The 22,050-nt window shown below is 64.7% G+C and carries 24 protein-coding genes; all 24 read right to left on the minus strand.

Translation table 11 applies throughout. The annotated features are described in order from the left end of the window. Positions 1-5: 5 nt before the first annotated feature. Positions 6-3,410 (minus strand): phage tail protein, encoded by a 3,405-nt coding sequence (locus tag NLY42_RS03870; RefSeq protein WP_023755732.1) that lies wholly within the window; start codon positions 3,408-3,410, stop codon positions 6-8. Beyond that, complete coding sequence (locus tag NLY42_RS03875; protein WP_023755731.1) at positions 3,410-4,330, minus strand: phage/gene transfer agent baseplate hub protein; 921 nt, start codon at positions 4,328-4,330, stop codon at positions 3,410-3,412. The genes NLY42_RS03870 and NLY42_RS03875 overlap by 1 nt, the downstream gene beginning before the upstream one ends. Beyond that, entirely contained in the window at positions 4,327-4,932 is a 606-nt protein-coding gene (locus tag NLY42_RS03880; RefSeq protein WP_023755730.1) for a DUF2460 domain-containing protein, read from the minus strand. The genes NLY42_RS03875 and NLY42_RS03880 overlap by 4 nt, the downstream gene beginning before the upstream one ends. Then, positions 4,932-7,811, minus strand: a complete 2,880-nt coding sequence (locus tag NLY42_RS03885) for a phage tail length tape measure family protein (RefSeq protein ID WP_023755729.1) — start codon at positions 7,809-7,811, stop codon at positions 4,932-4,934. The genes NLY42_RS03880 and NLY42_RS03885 overlap by 1 nt, the downstream gene beginning before the upstream one ends. Further along, positions 7,811-8,122, minus strand: coding sequence for a DUF1799 domain-containing protein (locus tag NLY42_RS03890; protein ID WP_023755728.1), 312 nt, complete (start codon positions 8,120-8,122; stop codon positions 7,811-7,813). Before NLY42_RS03890 ends, NLY42_RS03885 begins: the two co-directional genes overlap by 1 nt. Positions 8,123-8,184: 62 nt before the next feature. Further along, complete coding sequence (locus NLY42_RS03895) at positions 8,185-8,556, minus strand: hypothetical protein (protein WP_023755727.1); 372 nt, start codon at positions 8,554-8,556, stop codon at positions 8,185-8,187. A 58-nt stretch (positions 8,557-8,614) separates the two neighbouring features. Continuing rightward, positions 8,615-9,541, minus strand: a complete 927-nt coding sequence (locus tag NLY42_RS03900) for a phage tail tube protein (RefSeq protein ID WP_023755726.1) — start codon at positions 9,539-9,541, stop codon at positions 8,615-8,617. A 2-nt stretch (positions 9,542-9,543) separates the two neighbouring features. Beyond that, positions 9,544-9,735 (minus strand): hypothetical protein, encoded by a 192-nt coding sequence (locus NLY42_RS03905; RefSeq protein ID WP_023755725.1) that lies wholly within the window; start codon positions 9,733-9,735, stop codon positions 9,544-9,546. Next, positions 9,732-10,166, minus strand: coding sequence for a phage tail terminator protein (locus tag NLY42_RS03910; protein ID WP_023755724.1), 435 nt, complete (start codon positions 10,164-10,166; stop codon positions 9,732-9,734). The genes NLY42_RS03905 and NLY42_RS03910 overlap by 4 nt, the downstream gene beginning before the upstream one ends. Next, entirely contained in the window at positions 10,163-10,753 is a 591-nt protein-coding gene (locus NLY42_RS03915; RefSeq protein WP_023755723.1) for a phage virion morphogenesis family protein, read from the minus strand. The genes NLY42_RS03910 and NLY42_RS03915 overlap by 4 nt, the downstream gene beginning before the upstream one ends. Further along, complete coding sequence (locus NLY42_RS03920; protein WP_023755722.1) at positions 10,753-11,184, minus strand: gp436 family protein; 432 nt, start codon at positions 11,182-11,184, stop codon at positions 10,753-10,755. Before NLY42_RS03920 ends, NLY42_RS03915 begins: the two co-directional genes overlap by 1 nt. Beyond that, entirely contained in the window at positions 11,181-11,393 is a 213-nt protein-coding gene (locus NLY42_RS03925; protein ID WP_023755721.1) for a hypothetical protein, read from the minus strand. Before NLY42_RS03925 ends, NLY42_RS03920 begins: the two co-directional genes overlap by 4 nt. Positions 11,394-11,395: 2 nt before the next feature. Further along, positions 11,396-11,884, minus strand: coding sequence for an HI1506-related protein (locus tag NLY42_RS03930; RefSeq protein ID WP_023755720.1), 489 nt, complete (start codon positions 11,882-11,884; stop codon positions 11,396-11,398). A gap of 99 nt (positions 11,885-11,983) precedes the next feature. Next, on the minus strand, positions 11,984-12,295 hold the full coding sequence (locus tag NLY42_RS03935) for a hypothetical protein (RefSeq protein WP_023755719.1): 312 nt from the start codon (positions 12,293-12,295) through the stop codon (positions 11,984-11,986). Between the two features lie 97 nt (positions 12,296-12,392). Continuing rightward, positions 12,393-13,286 (minus strand): Mu-like prophage major head subunit gpT family protein, encoded by an 894-nt coding sequence (locus NLY42_RS03940; RefSeq protein WP_023755718.1) that lies wholly within the window; start codon positions 13,284-13,286, stop codon positions 12,393-12,395. A 42-nt stretch (positions 13,287-13,328) separates the two neighbouring features. Next, a complete protein-coding gene (locus NLY42_RS03945) occupies positions 13,329-14,117 on the minus strand; it encodes a hypothetical protein (protein WP_023755717.1) in 789 nt (262 codons plus the stop codon). Between the two features lie 57 nt (positions 14,118-14,174). After that, positions 14,175-15,320 (minus strand): phage protease, encoded by a 1,146-nt coding sequence (locus tag NLY42_RS03950; RefSeq protein ID WP_023755716.1) that lies wholly within the window; start codon positions 15,318-15,320, stop codon positions 14,175-14,177. Between the two features lie 295 nt (positions 15,321-15,615). After that, positions 15,616-16,869, minus strand: a complete 1,254-nt coding sequence (locus NLY42_RS03955; RefSeq protein WP_023755715.1) for a HEPN/Toprim-associated domain-containing protein — start codon at positions 16,867-16,869, stop codon at positions 15,616-15,618. A gap of 88 nt (positions 16,870-16,957) precedes the next feature. Further along, positions 16,958-17,758, minus strand: coding sequence for a phage head morphogenesis protein (locus NLY42_RS03960; protein WP_023755714.1), 801 nt, complete (start codon positions 17,756-17,758; stop codon positions 16,958-16,960). 3 nt (positions 17,759-17,761) lie between these two features. Then, the gene (locus NLY42_RS03965; RefSeq protein ID WP_023755713.1) at positions 17,762-17,914 is read right to left on the minus strand and encodes a hypothetical protein; all 153 of its coding nucleotides are present in this window, start codon (positions 17,912-17,914) and stop codon (positions 17,762-17,764) included. An 11-nt stretch (positions 17,915-17,925) separates the two neighbouring features. Continuing rightward, positions 17,926-19,485 (minus strand): DUF935 domain-containing protein, encoded by a 1,560-nt coding sequence (locus NLY42_RS03970; RefSeq protein WP_023756526.1) that lies wholly within the window; start codon positions 19,483-19,485, stop codon positions 17,926-17,928. Next, positions 19,485-21,176 carry a terminase large subunit domain-containing protein gene (locus NLY42_RS03975; protein WP_023755711.1) on the minus strand — a complete coding sequence of 564 codons (1,692 nt, stop codon included), beginning with the start codon at positions 21,174-21,176 and terminating at the stop codon, positions 19,485-19,487. The genes NLY42_RS03970 and NLY42_RS03975 overlap by 1 nt, the downstream gene beginning before the upstream one ends. Beyond that, positions 21,173-21,457: a hypothetical protein gene (locus tag NLY42_RS03980; protein WP_084779871.1), complete on the minus strand. Its 285-nt coding sequence runs from the start codon at positions 21,455-21,457 to the stop codon at positions 21,173-21,175. Before NLY42_RS03980 ends, NLY42_RS03975 begins: the two co-directional genes overlap by 4 nt. After that, positions 21,457-22,050: a DUF3486 family protein gene (locus tag NLY42_RS03985; RefSeq protein ID WP_023755709.1), complete on the minus strand. Its 594-nt coding sequence runs from the start codon at positions 22,048-22,050 to the stop codon at positions 21,457-21,459. Before NLY42_RS03985 ends, NLY42_RS03980 begins: the two co-directional genes overlap by 1 nt.

Below are 22,050 nucleotides of genomic sequence, written 5' to 3' on the forward strand. Positions count from 1 at the left end.
TTCCCTCAAAGCGTGATCGTCGCCTGCGCCAGGTGGCCGCGACCAACGGTTGCGCTCATCTTGGCAAGGCGGAATGTCAGGGTGGCCGGCAGCGCGCCGAAGTCGGTGACGATATCGGCGTCGGCATAGGTCACGGCCGGGTCGGTGCTTTCCAGCGTGCGCAGAACCGTGTCGCCGTCCATGATGTCCCATTCGAAGGCGTCGATCGCCTCGCCGCTGTCCGGATCGGCGGCAAACATTTCCCAGGGCGACAGGCGGGAACGCGCGTCGGCAGCAAGGTCGATGTCCGAGCCGTCGACCGCCGCCCGCAGGTTGACGGAGGCGTAGGGCTTCTCGGCAGCGCCAGTCGAGACATGCGCCTCGGTGACCACCGTTCCGAGCGACACCAGCGCTGTCGCCGCCTTGTAGAGGCGGCTTTCGCCCAGGCCGCCGGCTGCGGTGGTGAAGCGCGAATACTTCGCCGGGTCGAGCGGCACGAACAGGTCGCCTGGCGCCAGGTCGCCGATGAACACCTCCGAGCCCTGCGCGCCCCATATGATGGTCGACAGAACCGCGAGGCCGTCGCTGACGGCCGCGTCCTGGTAGTGGATCAGCACCCAGGCGCCCGGCCGGCCGATGGCGGCCAGATTGGCGCCGTTGTAGAACGCCTCTGCCGAGACCGACTGGATCGAGGCCGGTTCACCAGTGCCGATGGCGACATGGATGGTGTTGGCGAAATCGGTCGAGAACGGGTCGGTGGGCGTGCCCGAGATCGCGGTGATGACGCCGGCGACCGGTGTCATGTCGGAACGCTCCGAGATCAGCGTGAAGATCGCGCCGTCGTCGGACCGATAAAGCAAGGCGCTGGCGAGAGCCGCCGTGCCGTAACCGGTCATCTGAGCATACTGCACCAGGCCGGTACCGCCGAGGTCGTGGGCGCGCGAGAGCAGCGGCGTGTCGAGCCAGATCAGCCTGGCGTGCAGCGAGATGGCGGCGATCTGCGGCGGCGTCAGCGACGCGCCGTCATAGGTCGCCTCCGAATATTGCAGGTACTGGTAGGCTAGGCACTCCTGCGTGTAGTCGTCCTTAAAGGTCGCTTCGCGGATCCTCGCCACGGTGCGGAAACTGCGGAAGTCGAAGGCCACGGTATCGGCCGGCTCGACATGCGCCATGCCCTGCCGCAGCCCGAAGGCGTAGGTCTCGTTGCCAAGCACCGAACGGAAGACGGCCAGCGTCGCCGCCCGCAGCGCCTGGCTTGCCGTCATCGACAGCAGCGACGGGATGGTGCGGCGCTTCTTCGAGCGGGTCACGTCGAAGACGCCGCGCGGCCGGTCGAAGGGCTGTTCGAGCTTCTGGTAGTCGGCGTCCTGGTCGTAATAGCCGAACGTCACGCCGGCATATTCGTCCTCACCGGCGTTGATGGTCTTGATGTTGGTCTGAGTGCCGGTCTCTACGAAGTCCTGGTGCGCCAGCTCCTGGTCGACGGCAAACGAGCCATCGCGCGGCGGCCAGAAGTATTTCCGCTTGCCGTCGCTCTCGACGATCTTGACGTCGAAGGCGGCGGCGATCGACTGCTCAACATCGTCAATGGTGGTGTCGTTCGCAAGGTTGAAGCCCTGGCATTCATTGCCAGGAAACCCGATGAAGACCAGATCCCCCGCGTCGAAGCGGCCGTCACTGGTGGCGAGCTGGGTGAAGATGTCGACCAGGTCGACCTGGCCAGGCGTGGCGTCGCCAGAGGTGATCAGACTGATCTGGCCGGCCGTCGACACCCAGTCGCCATACTCGGCAATCCAGCCGTTGATGCCGTCGACGTGGAACACGTCTGACCAGCCGATGAACTCGAAGTCGTCGAGATCCGCCCGGATGGCGATCGAGCCGTCAGCCAGGTCGATTGCATAGATGTCGCGATTGTCGGCATCGAGCGCGAAGGCGTGGCCCGGTCGCGCGACATATTGGCAGCACCAGCCTGAGATGTAGAGCTGCAGGTTCAGTCCGAGATTGGTGACGGCGTGCGGCCCGGCCGTATAGACGGTGGCGCCGTCGCGGATCTTGCGGATCGAGCCGTCCTCGCGCAGCACCACGATGCTGTCGTCAGCCTCGTCATAGGCGACGCCCTGCGGGTATTTGCCGCCCTCACTCTCGCTGTAGGCGATGGCTTCCGAAAACCCGGTGGCCGAAGCTATGCCCTTGCGTACATCGGGTAGAAAGCTGCCGAACCCAAAGTCGCTACGGTCCTGCTCGGTCCAGTAGAACGTAGCCGCGCCGTCCTCGACCGGGCCGATCGCCAGCGACACTACGCGGGCATTGGGGCCGCCGGCCGGGCTGTCGAACGGATCGACGATCCAGGAGATCGACAAGTTGGTGATGTCCACGACGGCTATGGCGAGACCGGACCGCACCGTTGTGTCCTCGAAGCAATCGCAGAACACCAGGTAGCGGGTCGCCGCGCCGCTTTCGATCAGCGCGCTGGCAATGACGATACGGCCGTTGATCCCCAAGGGTGCCGAGCGCATGACGATCTCGCCGGACATCGCGTTGACCAGAAGCAATTTGGCCGGCGTCGTATGCGACGGCACACTGCTCATGTCGTCATTCGACACGACGAAGTAGTCCGAGCCCTGCAAAGCGACAATGTCCTCGAAGCGCCGCCAGCCGGCGCCGGTGCGGTCGAACAGCGGCGCGCGCGAGATCTCGGTGTTGGAGGCGACGTCGACGACAACGACCCAGCCGAGCGTCTCGGGCGTTCCCGACACCAGGCGCGGGTGCACGACAACGTAGATCTGGCCCTTGGCGAAGTCGGCGGCCGACGCCTTGCTCTCGGCACGATAAAAGCCTTCGCCAAAGTGTGGATCGTAAGTGGCCCAATCCTCGAAGGTGATGGTGGAGAGTTCGTCCGAGCTCGGCTGCGCCGTCACCACGCCCGACAGCACCGCCCGGATCAAAGGGACGTGGTTGCCGTAGGGCGTGCAGTCGAAATCCTCGAACACGGCATAGGCCAGGCCTGGCCATGAGGAGACCTTGTCGGCGCCGAGCTTGGCCAGCAGCAGCGGGTCCGGCGTCGTCTGGGTGCCGTCGTGGAAGCGTATCTTCTGGGTGGACTGCCGCAGCGGCGCCGTGTTGGAGACGATCAGTTCCTTGTCGGCGTAGAGCTTGAGCAAGCCAAAGGACGGCGCGAACAGGCAATCCTTGAACAGCACGGCGAAGGATGCCGTGACCTTGCCTTTCTTGGGCGTGAAGTCGCTCCACCAGACGATCTGGCCGTCATAGGCCGAGGTGCCGCTGCCTGCGGGGATCGTCCTGCCGGCCGGCGAGGAATTGTCGCCGGGCGAGTTGTAGTCCTGGGCGCGCGATGAGATCGGCTCCGAGGCCTTGTCGTAGAAGAACCCGCCGCCGGTCGGTCTGCCCCATCCTGTTGAAAACAGCGCCATCAGGCTGACCCCCAGCCGGTCGAGAAGCGTGGCAATGGCGGATTGCTGACCACGGCGGGGGCATCGCCGGCATAGGTAAACTTGGCGTCATCTGCCGGCAGACGGTCGAAACCCTGGTAGCGGTTGTTTGCGAATTTGGCGCAGCCGCCGGCGCCGCGCTTCTTGTTACAGCCGGCATGGATCAGCGCGGTGTCGCCAGCCTCGATCGGCGCCGGCAGCGGCTCCCACAGCTTGACGGTGGCCGTGTCCTGGTCCCAGGAGCGCACGGTGAAAGCGCGCCCGGCGAGCTGGCCGCTGTTGAACTTGATGGCGCCGCGATCGAAGAAGCCGTCGACCGCCGCCGGGCGGGCGCCGTCGATCGAGAAAGAGACGGCGTCGTACCAGTCGACGATCGTCACCTCGTCCGTCCAGGCGCCAGGCACGTCGACGCCGCAGCGTGTCGAGCCGAGGTCGACGCGGCAGCCGGGCCCGATGGTCTTCAGCACCAGCTCGCGGCCGATGCGGCTGTCATTGCGGAAGGTGAAGCTGGCCTTGCCGTCGTCGGTGATGTCGGTCTTGCCGATCGACCATTTGAAGCCGAACGGCGGCGACACCTCGCCGGCCTCGAAGTCGATGATGCGGGTGACGACGGCGGCGCCCTGGTAAAGGCCGCGCGTCACATCGTCCGGTGTCACCGGGCCGCCGGCGAGCAGCGGGATCTGTATGTCGATCGAGCTCTCCGAGCTGTCGGTGACGCGGCCGCTGACCCAGACGAAACCCGGATTGCCGCGAAAGACATGGCCGTCGAAGGTGATGTCGACACCGGTCGTGTTGAGGTAGATGACCGGCAGCCCGATCGGCGCGACCAGCAACAGCCGGCCAGGCGCGTTCGGCCGCGCGCCGAGCGCCGTCTTCAGCTCGGGGGAAAAGGCCCGGCTCATGTCCGATCCTCGGTCGCTGAGACGGAGCGCATCGAGGCGCGGCGCGGATGGTCGATCGTAACGGGGTAGCTGTCGGCGTCGAAGAAGACCTTGTGGTAGAACTCGACCGTGACGCTGATCTCGTCGTCGGCGACCAGCGGCAGCATCGGCGCCAGGAAGGTCAGGAAGCCGGTGGCGTTGACCGTGTAGTCGGTGGCGAGCACCAGCGGGTCGCCGTTCTTCTTCACCGACAGCGTGCCCGCCTTGAGGTATTTGCGGTCGAGCGACAGCAGATTGTTGGTGCCCCATGTCTGCTTGACCTGGGCGCTTGCCTCGCCGCCGGCGGCGGTCAGGATGACCTCGTCGGTCAGCTGGAAGTTCATGTGGTCCTTGAGCAGGAACGGAAAGGCGCGACCACGCACGTCGTCGACCATCTTCATGACGGCGCGGATCTCGTCCTGGGTGGCGTCGACCAGCGAGAAGATGAACTGGCGCTTCGGCAGCGCGTGGATCTGCGAGGGGAAAACGATCCCGCCGCCGCCGATCACGACCGATGTGTTCCAGCCGCCGGCGCTCGACTGGAAGCCGTAGGAGACGTGCTCGTCCATGATAAGCAGCGCCATCAGAGCGCCCTCATCTGTTCGCTCAGGAAGGCGCGAAACTGGTCCATCATCTCGCTCTGCGACTGCGGCGATGGTTCCGGATTGCCGGGCGCGGCGTGATAGTGGAACTCGGCGTTGAGCACCCTGCCGCCGGCTCTCCCGGTCGCCGCATCGGCCGACCTGGTGTCGCGCCGATCCTCGAACTGGTCAGGGCGCGCAATGATCACGCGCTCGTTGGGGTTCTTGAAGAACTCGACCTTTTGCGTATCGCCGGGATGGATCATGCCGCCGGTGTCGAAGCCGGTGCTGCTTCCACCATGCGTGTTCTGCCACATGATCCAGTCCCGGTAATTGAAGCCGCCATTGCCGGGATAGAAGACGCCACCGACATAGTCGAATGGATTGGCTTGGCTGCCGCCGCCGTAACCGCTGCCGGAACCTCCGCCCGACGACGAGGAGCCGCCGGAATAGGAGCTTCCCGACGGCGCTGCGCCGGCCGAGCGCAGGGAGCGCAGCAGCCCGATCGCGGTCTGGCCATCGTCGACCAGCGTCGAGAGATAGCCGACCGAGCGCCGGACCTCCTCGGCCACCTGGAAGGTGTTCTCCTCGATCCTTGACAGAACGCCGGCGCCACCGGCCAGCAGCGGCATGACCCCATCGACAGCGCCGCCGGCGGCGTGGCCCGGTACGCCGCGACGGATCGCTTCGAGGTTGGCAACGCCGATCGCCGCCGTCGACCTGGCGTCAAAGACGTATTCCTGCCCATGCACGAAGCCGGCGACCCGATCTGTCGGCGAGTGGCCCGTAAAGCCGCCACTCGCGAACTGGTCGAGCGACGGAACGCTGTCGTAAAGCGACGGGATGTCGAACGGATTAGGGTCCATGCCGCCGATCTTGGCAACCGGATTGGTCGCCCGCCCGCCAGGCCCGCTATAGGGCCGCTGGACGCCGATCGGGCCGCCGGACGTCTGGTAGACCGTGGTGATCGTGACGGTCTTGTCCTGGATCTGGTTGATGGCCCGTTTGAGCAGCTCGACCCTGTTCGTGGTAGCGTCAAGGCCCATCTGTGCCGCCACCAGGGCGTCGATGAAGGCGTTGACCGGCGCGACGGGAAGCCCACCCTGGATGAGGGCGTTGCGCACCATCTCGATGCCCTCGGCGACGAGCTGGGCGCTGGCGCCGCCGGCGCGCATGGAAGCGAACAGTTTCTGGATCGTGCCGGTGGCAGAGCTGAGCGCACCCTCGGCGCCCTTGATGTTGGAGACATCGCCGAAGAACTGGCCAATCGAGCGAGTGCTGGCGGCGCTCGAAATGGCGGCCTGGATGCTGGTCAATTGGAGTTCGGTGCTGCGCAATTCATTGTTGTAGCCGACGAGCGTCTGCAGCTGCTGCCGGTTCGCCGCGGCCGATGCCTGCGCCATTGTCTGCAGCGAGCGCACATTCGGGTCGATGCCCCGCAGCGACCCGCCGGCCGACTTGATGTCGCCGAGCAGTTTTGACACCGCATCACCGCTGCCGGAGGCATCCGCGCTAATGCTTTTGAGGCCCCTCGACAAATCGAACAGCGTCGCCTGCGCCTGCTTGCCATCGACGACGATCGACTTGATGCCGAGCGTGCCCTCGATATCCGCCGCCGTTTTGGCTGCCTCATTGGCGCCCTTCTGCAACGTCGTGAAGAAGTCGCGGGCGGCCTGTGAGAGGGACGGATCGATGCGCATGTCACCAAGCGCGGCCTGCAATTCCTTCGCGGAAATCCTGTTGTGGTCGAGGCCGTCTTCAAGCTGCCGCAGGACCGTGTAGGCCTTGTCGCCGAAATTGGAGAAATCGCCTCTATCCCCTGTCAGGGGGTTGATCGTCGCGAGCCTGATCCGCTCCTGGATCGAGGCAAGCGATGCCTGGAGCGTCTTTTGCTCTTCTTTCAACCGATCCGTCGTATCGGCTCCGACCACGGAGCGCGGCAGCCGGTTGGCTTCTTCCTCGTAGGCTTTCGCGGCAGCGGCAGCCGCCGGATAAGAGGCCGCAATTTCGTCGATCAGCTCCTTGTGTTTCTTGAGCGAAACGTCGGCGGTCTCGATGCCTTCGCGCGTGGCCAGGACATAGGCAGCCACGCCGGCGGCAGCGGCGACCGCTCCGGCTGCGATGCCGGCCGGTGTCACGAGAAAGGCGAGAAATGCCTGGCCAGCCGCCCGCGCGGCGATGCCGATCCCTTGCAGGGAGCCACGAAGGCCGCGCGGCCCGCTTTCCAGCGCATCGTAGATCTGGCCGGCCTGCGACGCGAAGATCATCATCGGCGAGGCACCGAGCGCGAACATGGTGATGACGTCGTTGCCCTGCCGGGACAGGTTGAGGAGCTGGTTGGAAGTCAGGCGCGCGGCGCCGCCAACGATCCCGAGGCTTCCGGCTGTCTGGGTCGATTGCCGCGTAAGCAGCGTGTAGCGCGTGTTGAGCCCGTCCAAGGCTGTCTCATGCTCGGCCGAGGAGATCGCGCCCAGACGGTGGGCCGCGTTAAGATCGTTGAGTTCGGTCTCGTATTGCTTCGAGGCAGCGAACAGCGGGTTGTAGCGGGCGCGTAGTTGATCAAGCGAATGGCCGTAGGCTTCGATGTCGGCGGAGCGGAAGCTGTTGTTGGCAAACGGCGTGCCGACCATGGCCACGTTGGAGCCGATGCCCAGTCGTTGGTCGATGGCCGTTCGCAGGTTGCGCTCGGCAGCAGCCTGGGTGGCGATCGCCTCGGTTGCCGCGCGCGCCGATGACACGACTTGCTCGTTCGCGGCCCCTATGGCGGAAGACGTTTCGCGTGCCTCCGCGCCCAGTGCCCTGACGCCAGCCGTCGTCTCGGCGGTGGCCGCCTTGGCTCCAGCAGCTTCACCAGTGATGACCAGGGCAAGGTTCAACGTCATCAGCCGACCTCGCGCCAGGCTTCAAGCGCGGCGAGTTCCATCACCTGGATGTCGCCAAGCAGCTGGCGCTCGCGAACACGGTCACGACGGGCGAAGACCGGGTGTGCCGAGGCGTAGTCGATGCCGAGCCAGACCAGCCGGTGGCCGTCGCCGGCTGGAGCCGCCAGCGACCGCCATTGGGTCTCGCAGCGGAAGAAGGCCATCACCGATTGCAGGTTGATCCGCCACACGTCGATCGCCTCTTCCTCGTCGTCCGCCTCGACCGTCACGTTGAGCGTGGCCCATTGCTCGGCGAGATCCTTGTCAATCATCAGAGGCCTCTGCGGGTCAGTCTGCCCGGCGCGGGCGAACGCCCATTCCCGCGCGACCTCTCTCAGTTTCCCCTTCGCGCCTCGTCCGGCGTCAGGGATTGCGCGTACGCCTTGTAGAGGCCTCGGCTGAACCACGAATGCTGCAGGCAGGCCTTCAGCGCCGCCTCGGTGAACGGCACCTGCTCGCCATTTTCATCGGTCACGTCGCGCCAGTCCTTCGAGGACCGGAGAAGCTCCTCGTGCTGACGTGCCAGGCGCTCTTCGGGTGGCAGGGCCTGGATCTCTTTGATCAGTGCCGCGCTCTCGTCGCCGCTGATGGGCTTGAACTGTATGGTGAAGGACTGCTTGACGACTTTGCCCGGCTTGTCAGGGTCGGGCAGATCTACGGTGACGGGCCACCAATAAGTGTAGTCTTCGACCAGCTTGAACTTCATCTGCAGGGCCTTTTCAAAGAGGTTTCAGGGGGCGTTGAAGGGGCGCTGGCGCGCCCCACTATTTGACGGTGATCTTCAGCTCGTCGTCGCCTGCGTCGGTGCAGAGCATCAGCGGCAGCGAATAGTTGATGATCTTCTGCGTCTGGCCCTCGCTCGGGCGCCCGATCTCGACGGCCGGCGCATCGATCTTGACGATGTTGCCGGCGACCGTTCCGTGCTGCGCGGCAAGCGCACCGCGTGTCCTCGCCAGGGCACGCGAGAACCAGTTGGTCGTTGCCAGCAGGCGCGCCTCGACAACGCAGGTGCCGCTCGGATTGCGATCGACGATCTGGACGCTTTCCGCACCGATCAGAAAGCGCGGTTCGACCTGGTTGCCGAGGTCGGCCGCCACGCTCTCAGCCACGGCAGCGGTTCCGTGCAACGAAAGCGTGGTGTTGGCCTTGTTGACGGGCACAGGCACCTGGAAAGCGGTGTAATCGACGCTTGGCAGGGCGGTGTCGGAGATCGTGCCCAGCAGGCCGGTCAGCGTGAAGGTGAAGTGCGGGATCTGCTTGGGCGTGAGGTTGGCCGATACGTTGCCCTTTGCGCCAAGCAGGATGTGACGGACGCCGTCATGGTTGAAATACAGCGTGCCGGACTCGAAGGCGCCCGAGATCGGGTCATACTGGACGTCGGTGTCGGGGTCGACAGTCTCGGCCAAGCCGCACATGCGCAGCAGCACGCCGTAGCCTGGAACGTCGCCGGCGGCACCCGCACCGGCGATCTCGACCTGTCCGGAGAGCGTCGCATAGGTGCCGGTCAGGATCACGCCCTGCTGGCCGAGATAGGGCAGCAGCAGGTCACGCGACACCTGGTCGCCGGCGAGCGGCGTGATCGTGACGTTGTTCATCTGGATGGCATTGGCCATGCCGGTCGGCACGGCGTCGGTGCCTTCGACGGTTTCGATCTTCGCCAGGACGGCGAGCTTGCGGTAAAAACGGGCCATCGCTATTTGCCTTTCCCGGCCGGACGCCCGGCGCCAGTGTCATCGGCCGGCTTGGCGGCCGGCGTGCGGATCGGCGGCGCGGCCGGCTTGGCCTCGCCCTCCGGAATGGTGAAGTCGCCATCTCGGACAAGCTTGCCCGACGCCTGGTCGATGATGTGCCGGCCCGCCGGGCGCGGCTCGTAGGACTTGGTCATGGTTGCTCCTCGAGGTAGTAGGCGGCGGCGAACAGCTCGCGCTGCCAGACGTTGCCGGACTTGGCCTTCAGCAGGTTTCCGGAAACATGGGTGATGGGGTCGCTGCCCAGGCCTGACGGCACGAAGCCCATCAGCGCACCGCGCACCTTGGCTTTCAGCGCCTCGATTTCTTCGGCAGCGGCGGCACCGGTGTTGTCCGAAACGTTCCTGGTGACGATGATGACGGCGACATCGGCTTCGACGCGCTGCAGCACCGGCCCTGTCATGCGGGCGTTGTCCTCGCTCTGCTCTTCTTCGACCAGGACATAGGCTGCGGGCGTCGCTTTAGGCTCGCCGGCCAGAGCAGCGAACTCGGCCGCGCCGCCAACTATGCGGAACACCGGCGGGTCGATGTTGTCGAGAAGGCTCCGCAGCTCGGAAACGATGCTCATGGCCGCGCACCTGATGCCTGGTCGGCCTCGGCGCGGAACGCGTCCTCGGCGATACGCAGGATCTCGGCCCGATCGGCCTCGTTGAGGTAGAGCGCCTGGCGGGCCGGAATGGTGATGGAGTGCGCGCCGATTTTGACCCGCATCATTTCCTTGCGCTTCGCCGACGCCTTGACGAAGCGCCGGCCGCGATTGGTCTTGCCCAGGTGGATGTCCTGGTCGCGGGCAGGCATCTGGATCGTGGCGCCCAGGAACTGCGCGGCGGCATATGCGACATTGGTGCCGACAGCTGCGGTGTTGTCAGTCGATTCGCCGGTGATCGAGCTGTAGAGGCGGTTCTTGACCCGCAGTATGTGTGCATAGCCGCGCTGGCTGCGACCGATGCGCTTGGCGGCAGTGCGCGGGCTGAGGGGCTGCCATTTGCCGCCAGGTCCGGTCTCGGTCTCGAAATGGCGCTGGACCATCGGAACCAGGGCGGCCGCGATCGCTTCCATGATCACGCTGGGCGCCGTGGCGACGCGCTCGATGCGGTCCAGTGTGGCAAGCACCTGCTGGTCGACGACGCGGAGCTGGATGCCCTCGGCCGCCATCACATGTGCCTCAGGCTGTTGCGGGTGAAGACCCGGTTCGGCGCGCTGGTCTTGATGGCGCCGCCGCCGGCTTGCTCCGGGATCTCGCCGCCGGCGTCGATCGCGACCAGACCCTTGGCCACGTCCTTCAGCCAGGCGATCGCAGCATTGTAGTTGCGGGTTACGATGCTGTCCTTGTCGGCCGCCTCGCCGTGTAGGAAGTAGCGCGCGAGATCCGCCGCGACCTTGGTCAGCACCGGCGGCACCACAGATAGCGGCAACGCGTACTGCTTGGCGATGTAGCCGTCGATCACGCCGTCAGCGTCGGCCAGCGCCCGGCCGACCACGACATCATCGATCGTCGTCGGTGGCACGTTGGTCCGGTCCGTGAGCTGGATCAGCTCGGTGGCGCCGAAGCGGTCGACCAGATCCTGTTTGACGGCATAGCTCACGCGCCACCTGCCACGACAAGCCAGATGAGGTAGGCGAGCCAGACCAGGAGCGTGGCGGCCGAGGCGGCGGAAAAGCGGACTAGCGCCAGAACGAGGGCGCGCAGCTGATAGGAGACGCCTTCATCTGCGCTCGGCCAAAAGATCGCGGCGACCCAGATCAGGACCGTCAGCGATAGGGGCACGAGCCAGATGGGCAGGACGACGTGCACGGTCAGATCAGCTCAACAACGAGGTTGGGTTCGGCGAAGAGGGCCTCCAGCTGCTCGGGGCCTTTGAACGCCTCCATTCGATGCTCGACCGGCGCCTTGGAATGGGCGATGCCGGCGCGGCGGAAGCCGTCGATCTTCGAGCGGATGCGAACACCGGCCGGCACTTCACCATCGGCGCTTGATGCCTGCCAGGCGTCGATCGCGGCGGCCATGCGCGGGAATTTGGAGCGGAACTCGTCTTCAACCGTTCCCAGCCGCTTGTCCAAATCCTGAAGAGTGAGTGGCTCGGCGGAGCCGGCCCCATTGCCGGCTCCGCCCTGGTCATCGCTCTTCGGGGGGTGATCGGTGGAATTGGTCCCCGTCGCCGCCCCCGACGACGGGGCATCCTGGCCTTGTGCAGCTTGCGCCACTTCCGGGCCGGATGTTTCCTTGGCCGCGCCAGCCTTCAGTTTAGGAGCCTTGGCCTTCGCCGCGCGCAACGCTTTTGCCATCGTTCAATCCTCGTTTTCGGGTCTTTGAAAAGGAGCCTGGTGGCTGCTTGTCGAAGACCCGCCAGCCGAAGCCGGCGGGGTAATGGGCAGGGCCTGCGGTCAGTCGGGGGCCGCTCGGCCATCGTCGGGCAGGCGCCAGATGTCGTAGAAGGCGGGTGCGTCATGCCGGCGCGCGGAGGTGCGCCTGGCGGCGATGGCGACGGTCAGCCAGGCAAGGCCGAGACCAAGCAAAGTGGCCATGGCGACGCCGGTCGCTACGAGCACCGCCAAGGCATCGCCGCCGGCGATCGGCGCGGCATAGGCGGGCAAGGCTTCCGCCAGAGCAGTCGTTGCGATCAACAGCGGCAACATCACGACCGCCAACAGGGCGAGGCAGGCCAGCGAGAAGAGAGGTCGGAAACGAAGGTTCATCGGATTTCCTCTGAGGAGTTGCGGAGGTTCCAACTGTTCCGAAAAACCTGCCGGCACCCGTTGGGCGGTGCCGGCAGGCAAAGGGTGGCAGGACCGATCAGGCCAGCCACGGAACCTTGAGCAGCTCGGCCGTGCCCTTCCACTCGTTGGTCTCGCCGCCGGCGGCCAGCTCGCTGTTGACGATCTTGAGACCAGCGCTTTCGAGCGACGGGGGCACGACCAGAAGGTCGGGAGAGACGCCGATCGGCCGGCCGTAGTCGCCCTTCATGGAGCCGAGCGCAGCGCGGGCGATGGCGTAGTTCGCGGCGGTAAGCGGCTGCTTGGAGCCCCAGCACCACTGCCAGAAGCCGAACCCGGCCGCCCAGCGGCCGTCGGCGCCATACAGGAACTGCTTGTTCATGAAGACATTGTCGTCGGTCGGAGCGTCCTTGCTGACGAACTGCGCCTCCTTGCGGATCTGCAGGATCAGCGGGTTGATCGGCTGCTTGCTGTCGATCAGGAACCAAGGCGTGCCGGCGCCACCATCGGTATTGGCGACGGAAGTCTCGGCGCCGTTTTCATCGAGCACCACATGATCGGTGTCGAAGAAGTTCTGGCCGTCGTAACACAGGGTTGCGAAGCCGGCCTTGAGAGCCGCGAAGATGAGAACGTCCTTGCTGGAGGCCACCGCCCGGCCCATCGCCGTGAAGCGCGGTGCGTAGATGCCGAGATTGTCGTCCTCGACATCGTCGCGATCGACCCCGATCGTCTCTTCGTAGGGCTTGTTCTTGATCTCGTAGTCATACTGCTTGAGGCCGTGGATCTGGCGCGGGCCGATCCATTCGCGCATACCCGGCAGGTCGCCCAACCAGCCATATTTGTTCGCGCTGGTCGAAGACATGAACTTCGTGGCGATGCGCTGCCACTGGCTGGGCGCCTGGCCAAGGCCGGCCTGGAAGGCGGTCGAAAAGCCGACGCGCAGGGCGTCGAGGTTGGCGGCATTGACGAGCATGGATCAGGTCCTTGTGGGTTGACGTGGTTAGCGAGCGCGCGACTAGGCGCGCTCGATTTCGAAGAAGGCGTTGGCGACGGAGGCCGTGGCGTTGGTGCCGCCGACCGTCAGCGACAGCTCGTCGCCGACAGCAACGGTGTTGGCGGCGGTGGGCTGGGCGTAGTCCTTGTCACCGGCGGCCGATCCGGCCTGGGTGATGGTGAGGACGCCGGTGGTCACCGCAACGCCGGCGATCTTGGCGGTCAGCGTCGCGTCGCCGGTGGTCAGCACGCCCTCGATGACCGAGCCGATGTTGACGATCTTGCCGGCGACCGGCGAGATAACGCGGTAGACGCCGGCGCCGACCAGGGTGGCGACACGGATCGGCACGAAGGCGCGGCTGCCGACAAGGACCGCGCGCAGGATCGCCTCGTTGAAGAGGACGTGCACGCCGCTGGTCTCGACGCCGACGATGATGCCGGCGGCCGACCTGGTGGGAACGCCGGCGGTCAAGCCGTTGGTCTTGGCCACCGTCTGGTCGTCGACGGCGTAGCAGGGCTTGCCGATGTCGGCGATAGTGATGGCATCGGCCGCCGCCGAGTTCGCCAACTTGAAGACGCCCTGGGCGACATCGATCACCTCGTCGCCGGCCGCGCCATCGGAATTGTCGACGCGGTGGTTGGCGATGCCGACACCAGCCAGTCCGAGGGCCGTCTGGCCCTTGGTGGCGTAGCCGGTGGCGTTGCGCATGACGATCGAGCCGGCATAGATCAGCGTGGCGGCGGCCACGCCGAGCGACAGAATGGTGCCGACGAGCTGGGATGTGTTGCGGTCCTGGGCAAGAGCGGTCATGAAATCAGGTTCCTTCAGGTGGGGACGTCGCCCCGGTTGATCAGATCAGCGGGAGGGCTAAGCCTTGGCCTCGGCCTTCAGGGTTTTCTTGAAGTCGTCGACGGTGAGGCCCATCGCCGAGCAGACCGCGAGCTGGGCCTCGGTCAGTTCGGCGGCTTCGCCATCCTTCTTCGGCGTCTGAAGCTGTGGCGCGGTCAGGACGGGCGCCGAACCGACGAACGTCTCAAATTTGGCCTTGTCAGCCTTGAACAGGGCCAGACCCCAATCCTTCAGGGCGGGGATCAGCTTGCCCGCCTTCATGGCGGAGTTGACGGCTTCCTCGGCCTTGTCGTCGACAACGGCGCCTTCCAGCGTGTTGAGCCTGGTCTGCAGCTCGGTCACGGCAGCGATCGGCACGAACTTGGTGGGATCGACCTTGCCGGCGATCGCCGACTGGACAGCCGTGACGATCTCGTCGGTCTTGGCCGTGGCCGCCAGTCCGGCGGCCTGGGCGAATTTGGTGCGATCGGCGACAATCGAATTGACGGCCGCCAGGATATCTTCCGACTTGGCCGTCTCGGTCAGGCCGGCAGCCTTGGCAATCGCCGTGTTGCTGGTCAGATACGCATTGATGGCGGCAACGACGCCGTCTTCATTGGTGCTCTTGGCGAGACCAAGAGCCGTCAGGATCTTATCCATGTTGGTTCCTTCGTTGAAATTCTGAATGAGGGTGCTCGCCGCGACCGCGACCAGGTCGAGGTTCGGCGTGTTCGTCAGGCCAGCCATGCGGATGGCAATGACCCGGCCGGCCTTGGTGTGCAGGAACACCGGCGACAGGTAGCGATACTCACCGGCCTTGATTGCGGCGGCGGCGGCCTCGGTCCATTCGACGCGACCAAAAATGCCTTCGTCGCGAACCTGCAGCTCCTTGATCCAACCTGCCGCCTTGGCGGTCCCGCCGACGCCGGGCACGGCCGCGAATACGCTCTGGTGGTCGTAGTCGACAACGAGGTCGGTCGAGCCGGCGAGCTGCCGGGTCCGGGCGACGATATGATCCATCTCCGACTTGTCGCCGGCATCGTAAGGGCCGCGACCGTCGCGACCGGAAAAGGAGCCGGCCGGCAGCACCTGCACCCACGCGCCGGCCGCATCCGCCGCCGTGAGCGAAGCGGCATGGCTAGCGACCAGGGCGGCCGAAAGGAGGGCGGCAAGTGCTTTGTGCATCGCCGGACATTGGCCCGGCCGATGCCGTCAAATCATGCCCGCCATGGCGGGCGGCGGTCGATGCTTGGGGGATCGAACTGGCGGGACTGGTGCTGACAGGTCCGGCCGCCGAATTCGCAGCTAAACGGTAGCCGACAGGCGGCCGACCGGCAAGCTTTCAAACAAAACGTTTCGCGATTGCCTCGCTCGCCGCCGAATAGGCCTTAAAATCGGTTTTGAACGGGTCTACAGCGCGAAACGCCTATCCAAGTGGCCGTTGCCGCCGCTGAGCCTACGTCAACTAGCAGGGCGCCGCTTAATCGTGTTCCCATTCCTTCGCCACCTTTGGCTCGCGCATAGCTATGGCGCTGTCCGTGATCGCGTCTAACACGGCTTCGATTTTGGAATAGTCATAAGAAGACTGCCGAGATCGTTGGCCAAGGAAGTCGCGCATATAACGAGTCTTACCCTCCAGTTCGCCCTGGTAGGTATCCTGCTTGGAGCTGTAACTCGTCCAGCGAACGCGAGCCTCATCATCAAGGTCCAAATAGCACTCGATGGCCGCACCACGGCCATTGATATCTGCCTCGTATTCCCCGCCTGGTCCGATTGCCTTGAAGCGGCGAAAGGCCGGCAGATCGGGCAGCTTCAGAATGCGCATGTTTGGCAAAACCTTCAGTCCTCTGCACCGTTCGTAGTTTGCTACACCCTCCGCATCGTTATCGAAGAGGACCAACACCTGGTTCTGTACCGATATGCTGATGAGGCCTTGCACGAAGCGGTACACATTCCCGGTCCCTGAGAAAGGATAGCCTTCCTCCATGTCGACGAAGTCAAAGAAATCCGCGACATTCGGGCGCAGAATCTTCCAGGCATGCCGAAGGATGGCCGCGTCCGAACTACCCTCCGTGACAATCAAGAAGCGGCGTTCAGGATCAAGCGGGCGGACGAAGGTTTCGCGGCCGGCATAGCCACCTTGCTCAATGTCATTAAATGCCCACTGCACCGGCAGCTCGGACGCGCGACCATTTCGTGCCAGCAAATGTAGAACGGTATAGGCGCTTAGATTTTCCATTGCCTCTGAAACCGCTCTATGTTCCAGGGGATCACCTTCGAGGTGCGACTTGAGACCGAGACGCGGCGAAAGCTCGCGTCGAAAAAACTTTCCGGAGTCCTCGCCTCCCTCGCCATAGTCGGCCGAAATCGTGTTCACATCGACAGTGCCGAGCGCATCGCACAGATGCTCAAAGGTGAAACGGGTACTATCGAACACATTGAAGCTTGCAAGGTAAGAAAATTCCCGTTCGCACTGCGCGTATGTGTGTCCAAGCAAATTAAGACGCTGGATCACCTGGGCCAGCGGTTTCGATAGCCCCTCCTTCAATTCCACGATAGGCGCATACCTCGTTTCGCCATCGGTGGCATGTTCCTCTTCCTCGCCAACATAGTAATAGGGGACATTCGAAACATCGCTCTCGCCTTGGAAGAGCGCGGAATGATCCTTAAAACCGAAGTTCTTTCCCCACTCGATTTCGAGGCGGCCCACAGCCAAATATATCATCGAGCCCATGCTTCAATCCTACGAAGTCCAAACGCTACCGGAACACGTATCGCAGCCGGAGCACCGCCACCTTATCCATCCGGGCTGCGAAGCGGTACTACGTGTGTGATCTGACCCACTCAGACACCGCAGTGTCTTGAGCCAGTCGTTGCTCGACGACACCAAGGTAGCCGGCCTTGCCCGGATTGTAAGCCCAACCCGGATCGATGCCGTCGGGAAAAGTGGTAACTTCGCCGGTGCGCTTGTTGACATACTTGCGCATCGTGCCGGCTATCGGCTCGAATTTCAGCTTTTCGCCTTCGCGCTGCAGCCGGTCGATATCGCGCTGCGAGAGGCCCTGCAGCGTGCAGTGGCAGTTCCAACCATTCGGGCAGGCATGCGTGTTCCACCAGGGATGGTCGACCGGCAACACGGTGTTGTGCCAAAGCGCATGAAGTGGACGCGGATGCTCCTGGCCTTCGAGATGGACATAGCGCACGAACGGTCGCGTCGCCTTGTTGCGCTCGAAGGTCGACCAGTGGCCGGCGGCGTAGCTCACCCGCATGTTCACGTCGAAGATGGTCGCCAGGCGCCTGGTGCTGCCAAGCTGCGACCAGAACGTCTCGCCCGTCAGCGGATCGAAGGCCGGCTGCTGGCCCCACCATCCCTTGGCCTGTAGCAGCGGCGTCAGCTCGGCGGCGAACTGGCGGAAGGTCTTGCCCTCCGACAGCGCCTGCAGCAGGCTCTGGTAGATGTCGTCGAGAATATCGAAGCCGGCCGACTTGGCGACGGTGAAGGCGCGGGCATGGGCTTGTTGCCAGGTGTCGAGCCAGGAGAATTCGGGATCGAGCCGCTGGCCGCGCGCGAACAGTGCTGCGATCGCGTCGCGTGGCGGCAGTGGGGTGAGGACGGCCTCCATGCTTCAGCCGATGCGGCCAGACCACCAGAGAGCGGCAGCTATCCAGATGACCAGCATGACGGCACTGTAAGCTATGCCATGCCCGTTGCGCTGCAGCGAATTGTAGAGCGTGCCGGCCAGCGCGCCGAAAGCGAGAAAAAGGAAAAGGTACGCCATCGAGATTTCCCCTAGAGCTGATCGTCGACCTCGCCCGCCAGGCGCGCGGCAAAGGCCGAGTTGGCGAGCAGCTCGGTCATCGCAGCCGCGTTGAGCCCGGCGAAGCGTTTGGCAAGCAGCGCCTTCACATCCTCGACCGAGGAGGCCGCGGCGATCTCGGCTTCGAGGCCGGCGACGATCGGCGAGACCAACGGCATCCAGTCGCCAAGCATGGCGTCGGCCGCGCGCTCGATGGCGTCGCGCTTGGCACCGGCAACCGAGTTGACGGCCTGACCGGGCTTCGGCGGCAGCTGGTCCGGGTTGGCGGCCGGATCTACAGGCGCCGCTGCCCTGGGCGCGACCAGCAGCTCCTCGCCGGGCTTCGGCTCGGGCAGGCCGATCTTGTCGAGCATGGTCTTCTTGCTGACCGGTAGGCCGAGCGGCACCAGGGTGGAGACGTTCTTGACCAGCGCCTCGATGTCGACCTCGTCCGGCCGGCCGATGCAGATCCTCGGGTACTTCTTCTGCGGACCATGGTTGAGGTCGACCAGGGGGCGCACCAGGTCGCGATTGAGCGTGGCGCGCAGCGACTTGGCGTCGGCCTTCTCGATGTCGTCGCGCACGCCGTCATGCACCTTGCCGACCGCGTAGCTGCCCTTCTGTGCGTCGGTGGTCGACGTCTGGCCGAGCACCAGCTTCGACGTCTGGCGGTCGAGCCAGTCGGCGCGCTTCTCATAGAGATCGTGACTGCCGGCGAGATCCGCCTTGATGAACTCGATCGCCATCGACACCGGCACGATTGCCGAATAGTCGGTGCCGATGCTGGTCACCGCTTCCAGCAGCTTTTCCTTGTCCGCCTCGCTGGCGCCGGCATCATATTTGCCGAGCCGCAACGGCTGGCCATAGGCTTCGCAGAAGATCGCCCAGTCCTTGATCGTGAAGCTCTTGAACAGAAACGTCCACGCGACGCCGCGCGCCAGGCCGCCGCGAATGGGCAGGCCGGACTTGGCCTTGAAGGAATGGTAGATCCAGCCGAACGGCTTCAGCGGGTCGTTGCTGCCACCATTGCGCAGCAGCGGCGTTTCCCCGTCGACCTGGTCGAACATGAACCAGCGCGGATCCCGCCAGGCGAGCCGCTTCGGACGCCACTGATTTTCCGAGGTGTCCCACAGGATCTCGGTGCAGGAAAAGCCCTTGCCAGTGGCGTCGAGAATGTCGCGCAGTTCAACCTCGAACTCGTCGCGGGAGATGAACTCGCGGACCATGTCGGCGATCTCGACACTCTTGGCATCATCGCCGGCGGCCTCGACAGTGATATCGAGCCCCGCCACCTGTGCCTTGCGGGTGAAGAGCACCGATCCGTAGTGCGGATCGCGCTCTTCCATGTCCTCGGCCAGCGCCAGGTAGTTTTCCGGGTCGCTATCGATCGACGAGCGCAGGATCTGGGCGAGCCGTCCCGGCGTCAGGCCGGCGGCCGGGTGCAGCGCGTCGTGACGGCGCACGCTGCCGATCGTCGGCGCGGCCTGCTCCTGCTTCAGGGCAGCAGTGTCGACCTTGCGGCCAAAGGCGTCGTACCAGGTGAAGGCGGCCATCAGAAAATCCCCGGATTGCGGCGAAGCGATCCCAAACGGAAGGCGCCGGATTTTTCGTTGGCCCGATCGCGCCAGCCGTCGCCGCCGCCATCGGCGCGTTCCTCGAACCGGCTCTTGGCGATCGGCGCCGGCACATAGGCATATTCGTGCCACTGCATGCGGCTGGCGAAGTAGGCGAGCACCAGGGCGACCGCAAAGTCGCCATGTCGCTTCGCCCCGGCCGTGCCGACGCGCTCCGGCGGAATTGACGGTATGCCCCGGATGATCTTGACCAGGCGAAGATCCACGGCGTGTTCGGCGTCCCTGGTCAGCGCGATGTTGGCGTCTTCAAAGGCCGTTTTAAGCGGCGGGAAATTCTCATTGTACCAGTTTTGGCTGAGCGTCACCGACCAGACCAGGCCGCCCGGGGTCTCCTCGGTGTGCAGGCCGAAGATGCGGCCGAGATCCTCGGCGAGGTTCATGCCGACGCCGGTAGCGTCCACGGCAGCCCCGCAAAGGCGCGGCGACCCTTTCAGGATCAGCGTCGCCATTTCCTTCTGTTCCTGGAAAGGCACGTTGCGCAACTCGACGGTCAAGGCCGACTTGCGCCGCAGCACCTTGTCGATCGACAGCAGCGTCATGATCGCCGGATCTGCCTTGCGCGCCGGATCGTAGCCGAAGGCGTGCTGGCGGTTTTCGTCCAGGCCGTCGAGCGCTTCCTTGATGGCGTCCAGGTGCGGCGCCATGAGGTGTTGGCGCTCCAGGGCAGACAAATGCAGGAAGTCGAGTGGCAGGTTGATGCGGATGACCGGAGCCTCGTCCGGCGTCATCGTCATGCGCGCTTCGATCAGAGGGCTCGTCAGCCAGGCGCCGGAGCCCATGGACGGAACGCAGAACAGCTCTTCGTCCGCACCGTCGCTATAAAAGTCGATGATGTCCTGGCGCCACTGCGCCTCGGCCTCGGGCGACCACTCGCGCCCGGTCACCAGGCAGATGCGCTGGTAAAGCCCTTCCAGCAGCGCCTGGTCGAAGTCGACCTTCAGGTGGCTGTACTTCGACCGGCCTCCAAGAATGTCCTGGACCTGGACGTTGAATTCGTTGTCGGCGCCGTTGTGGGTCGAGCAGACCACGACCTGGCCGCCCCACATCAGGTTTGCCAGCGCCGCCTTCAGCAACTCCTTCAGGCTGTCGACGAAGGCCGCCTCGTCGATGATGACCAGGCCCTGCTTGCCGCGAAGGGTGCGTGGCGCCGACGACAGCGCCAGGATCTCGAAGCCGGACGCGAACTGGATGCGGAAGGCCTTGATCTGCCGCGTCTCGCTCGGATGGGCCGGATCGGTGTCGTCGAAGAGAAATTCTTCTTGGGCGATCGCCGCCTGAGCGAAAGCCCGAGCCCACATGGCGCAGGCGTCGATGAACTCGCGCGTCATCTCCTGCGAATAGGAGATGTACATGGCGTCCATGCCGCCGGCATCCTTGGCCCGGCCGGCGCGCAGCACGGCATAGGAGGCCAGCGCCCAGGTCTCGCCGATGCGGCGGCTCTTCTCGATGAACAGTACGCGGACGGCGGTGCTTTCGAGCAGCGAGACGGTGCGCCCCTGGTAGCCGAGCAGCACGCTGGGCAGCCCGACGCTCTCGATGACATGGTCGAGGTTCGCCATGCTCTCGCGGCGAACCTTTTCCCATTCTTCCTTTGAGATCGGGCCGGTCATATTCCAGCGGCCCTTTCGATCGCCACGACCTTGCAGCGTTCCCACAGCTTGCCGCAAATACGATCCAGCTTGATCGCCTGGAAGCGCTTCGGCGAGCCAGGCGGGAATGTCCAGAACCCGGCATTGCCGAACAGCCGCCGATACCGCCGATCGAACTTGCACTTACGCCGCCGCAACATCGTCGGGATCGCGATCCAGTGCTTTCCGCAAATCCACTCCCGGCAGTCAGGCTTGCGGGTACGACGGCAGAACGGAACTAGGCAATGCAACCGGGCTGACATCAGCTCGCCCTCACGCCGAGGATCTGCGCCTTGATCGCCTCGGCCGTGTCGGCCGACATGCCCTTCGCCTTGGCCACGGTGTCGACGGCCTTCTCGACATCGGCCTTGAATTCCTTCGCCACCTTAGCCCGGCGATCGCTGGAGACGCTCTGCGCCTGGGTCGCCATCTTCAGCGCCGTGGCGAGCTGCATGGCGCCGATCGGCGCCAGGCCGCTCTCCTGGGCGTCGGTCAGTAGCTCGAACACCAGCGTCTTGATCGTCTCGGCCGCGATCAGAGTGAGATCGTCGGAGCTTTGCGCGTCGAAGCGCTTGGAGATGGTCGCGGCAATCTCGCGGGTGTCTTCCAGCCGGCGGGTCATCATCGCCAGCTTGATCGAATAGCGGTTGAACCCCGAGAACGACGGAATGACGAATTCCAGCTCGCCCTTATGCTCGGCCTGCAGGGCCTGCATCTTCAGGAAAAATTCTTCGTAGATCTCGGTCTGGGTCCGATCACGGTTCTGCAGCTCGGTCGCCGCCCAGTTGATGATCGGGCCGCACTCTTCCGGCAGGCGCTCGATCAGGGAAAGTTGCCCACGGCCTTTGCGCGCCAT

The organism is Mesorhizobium sp. C372A, from assembly GCF_030323245.1.
In the GTDB taxonomy this organism is placed as follows: Bacteria; Pseudomonadota; Alphaproteobacteria; order Rhizobiales; family Rhizobiaceae; genus Mesorhizobium.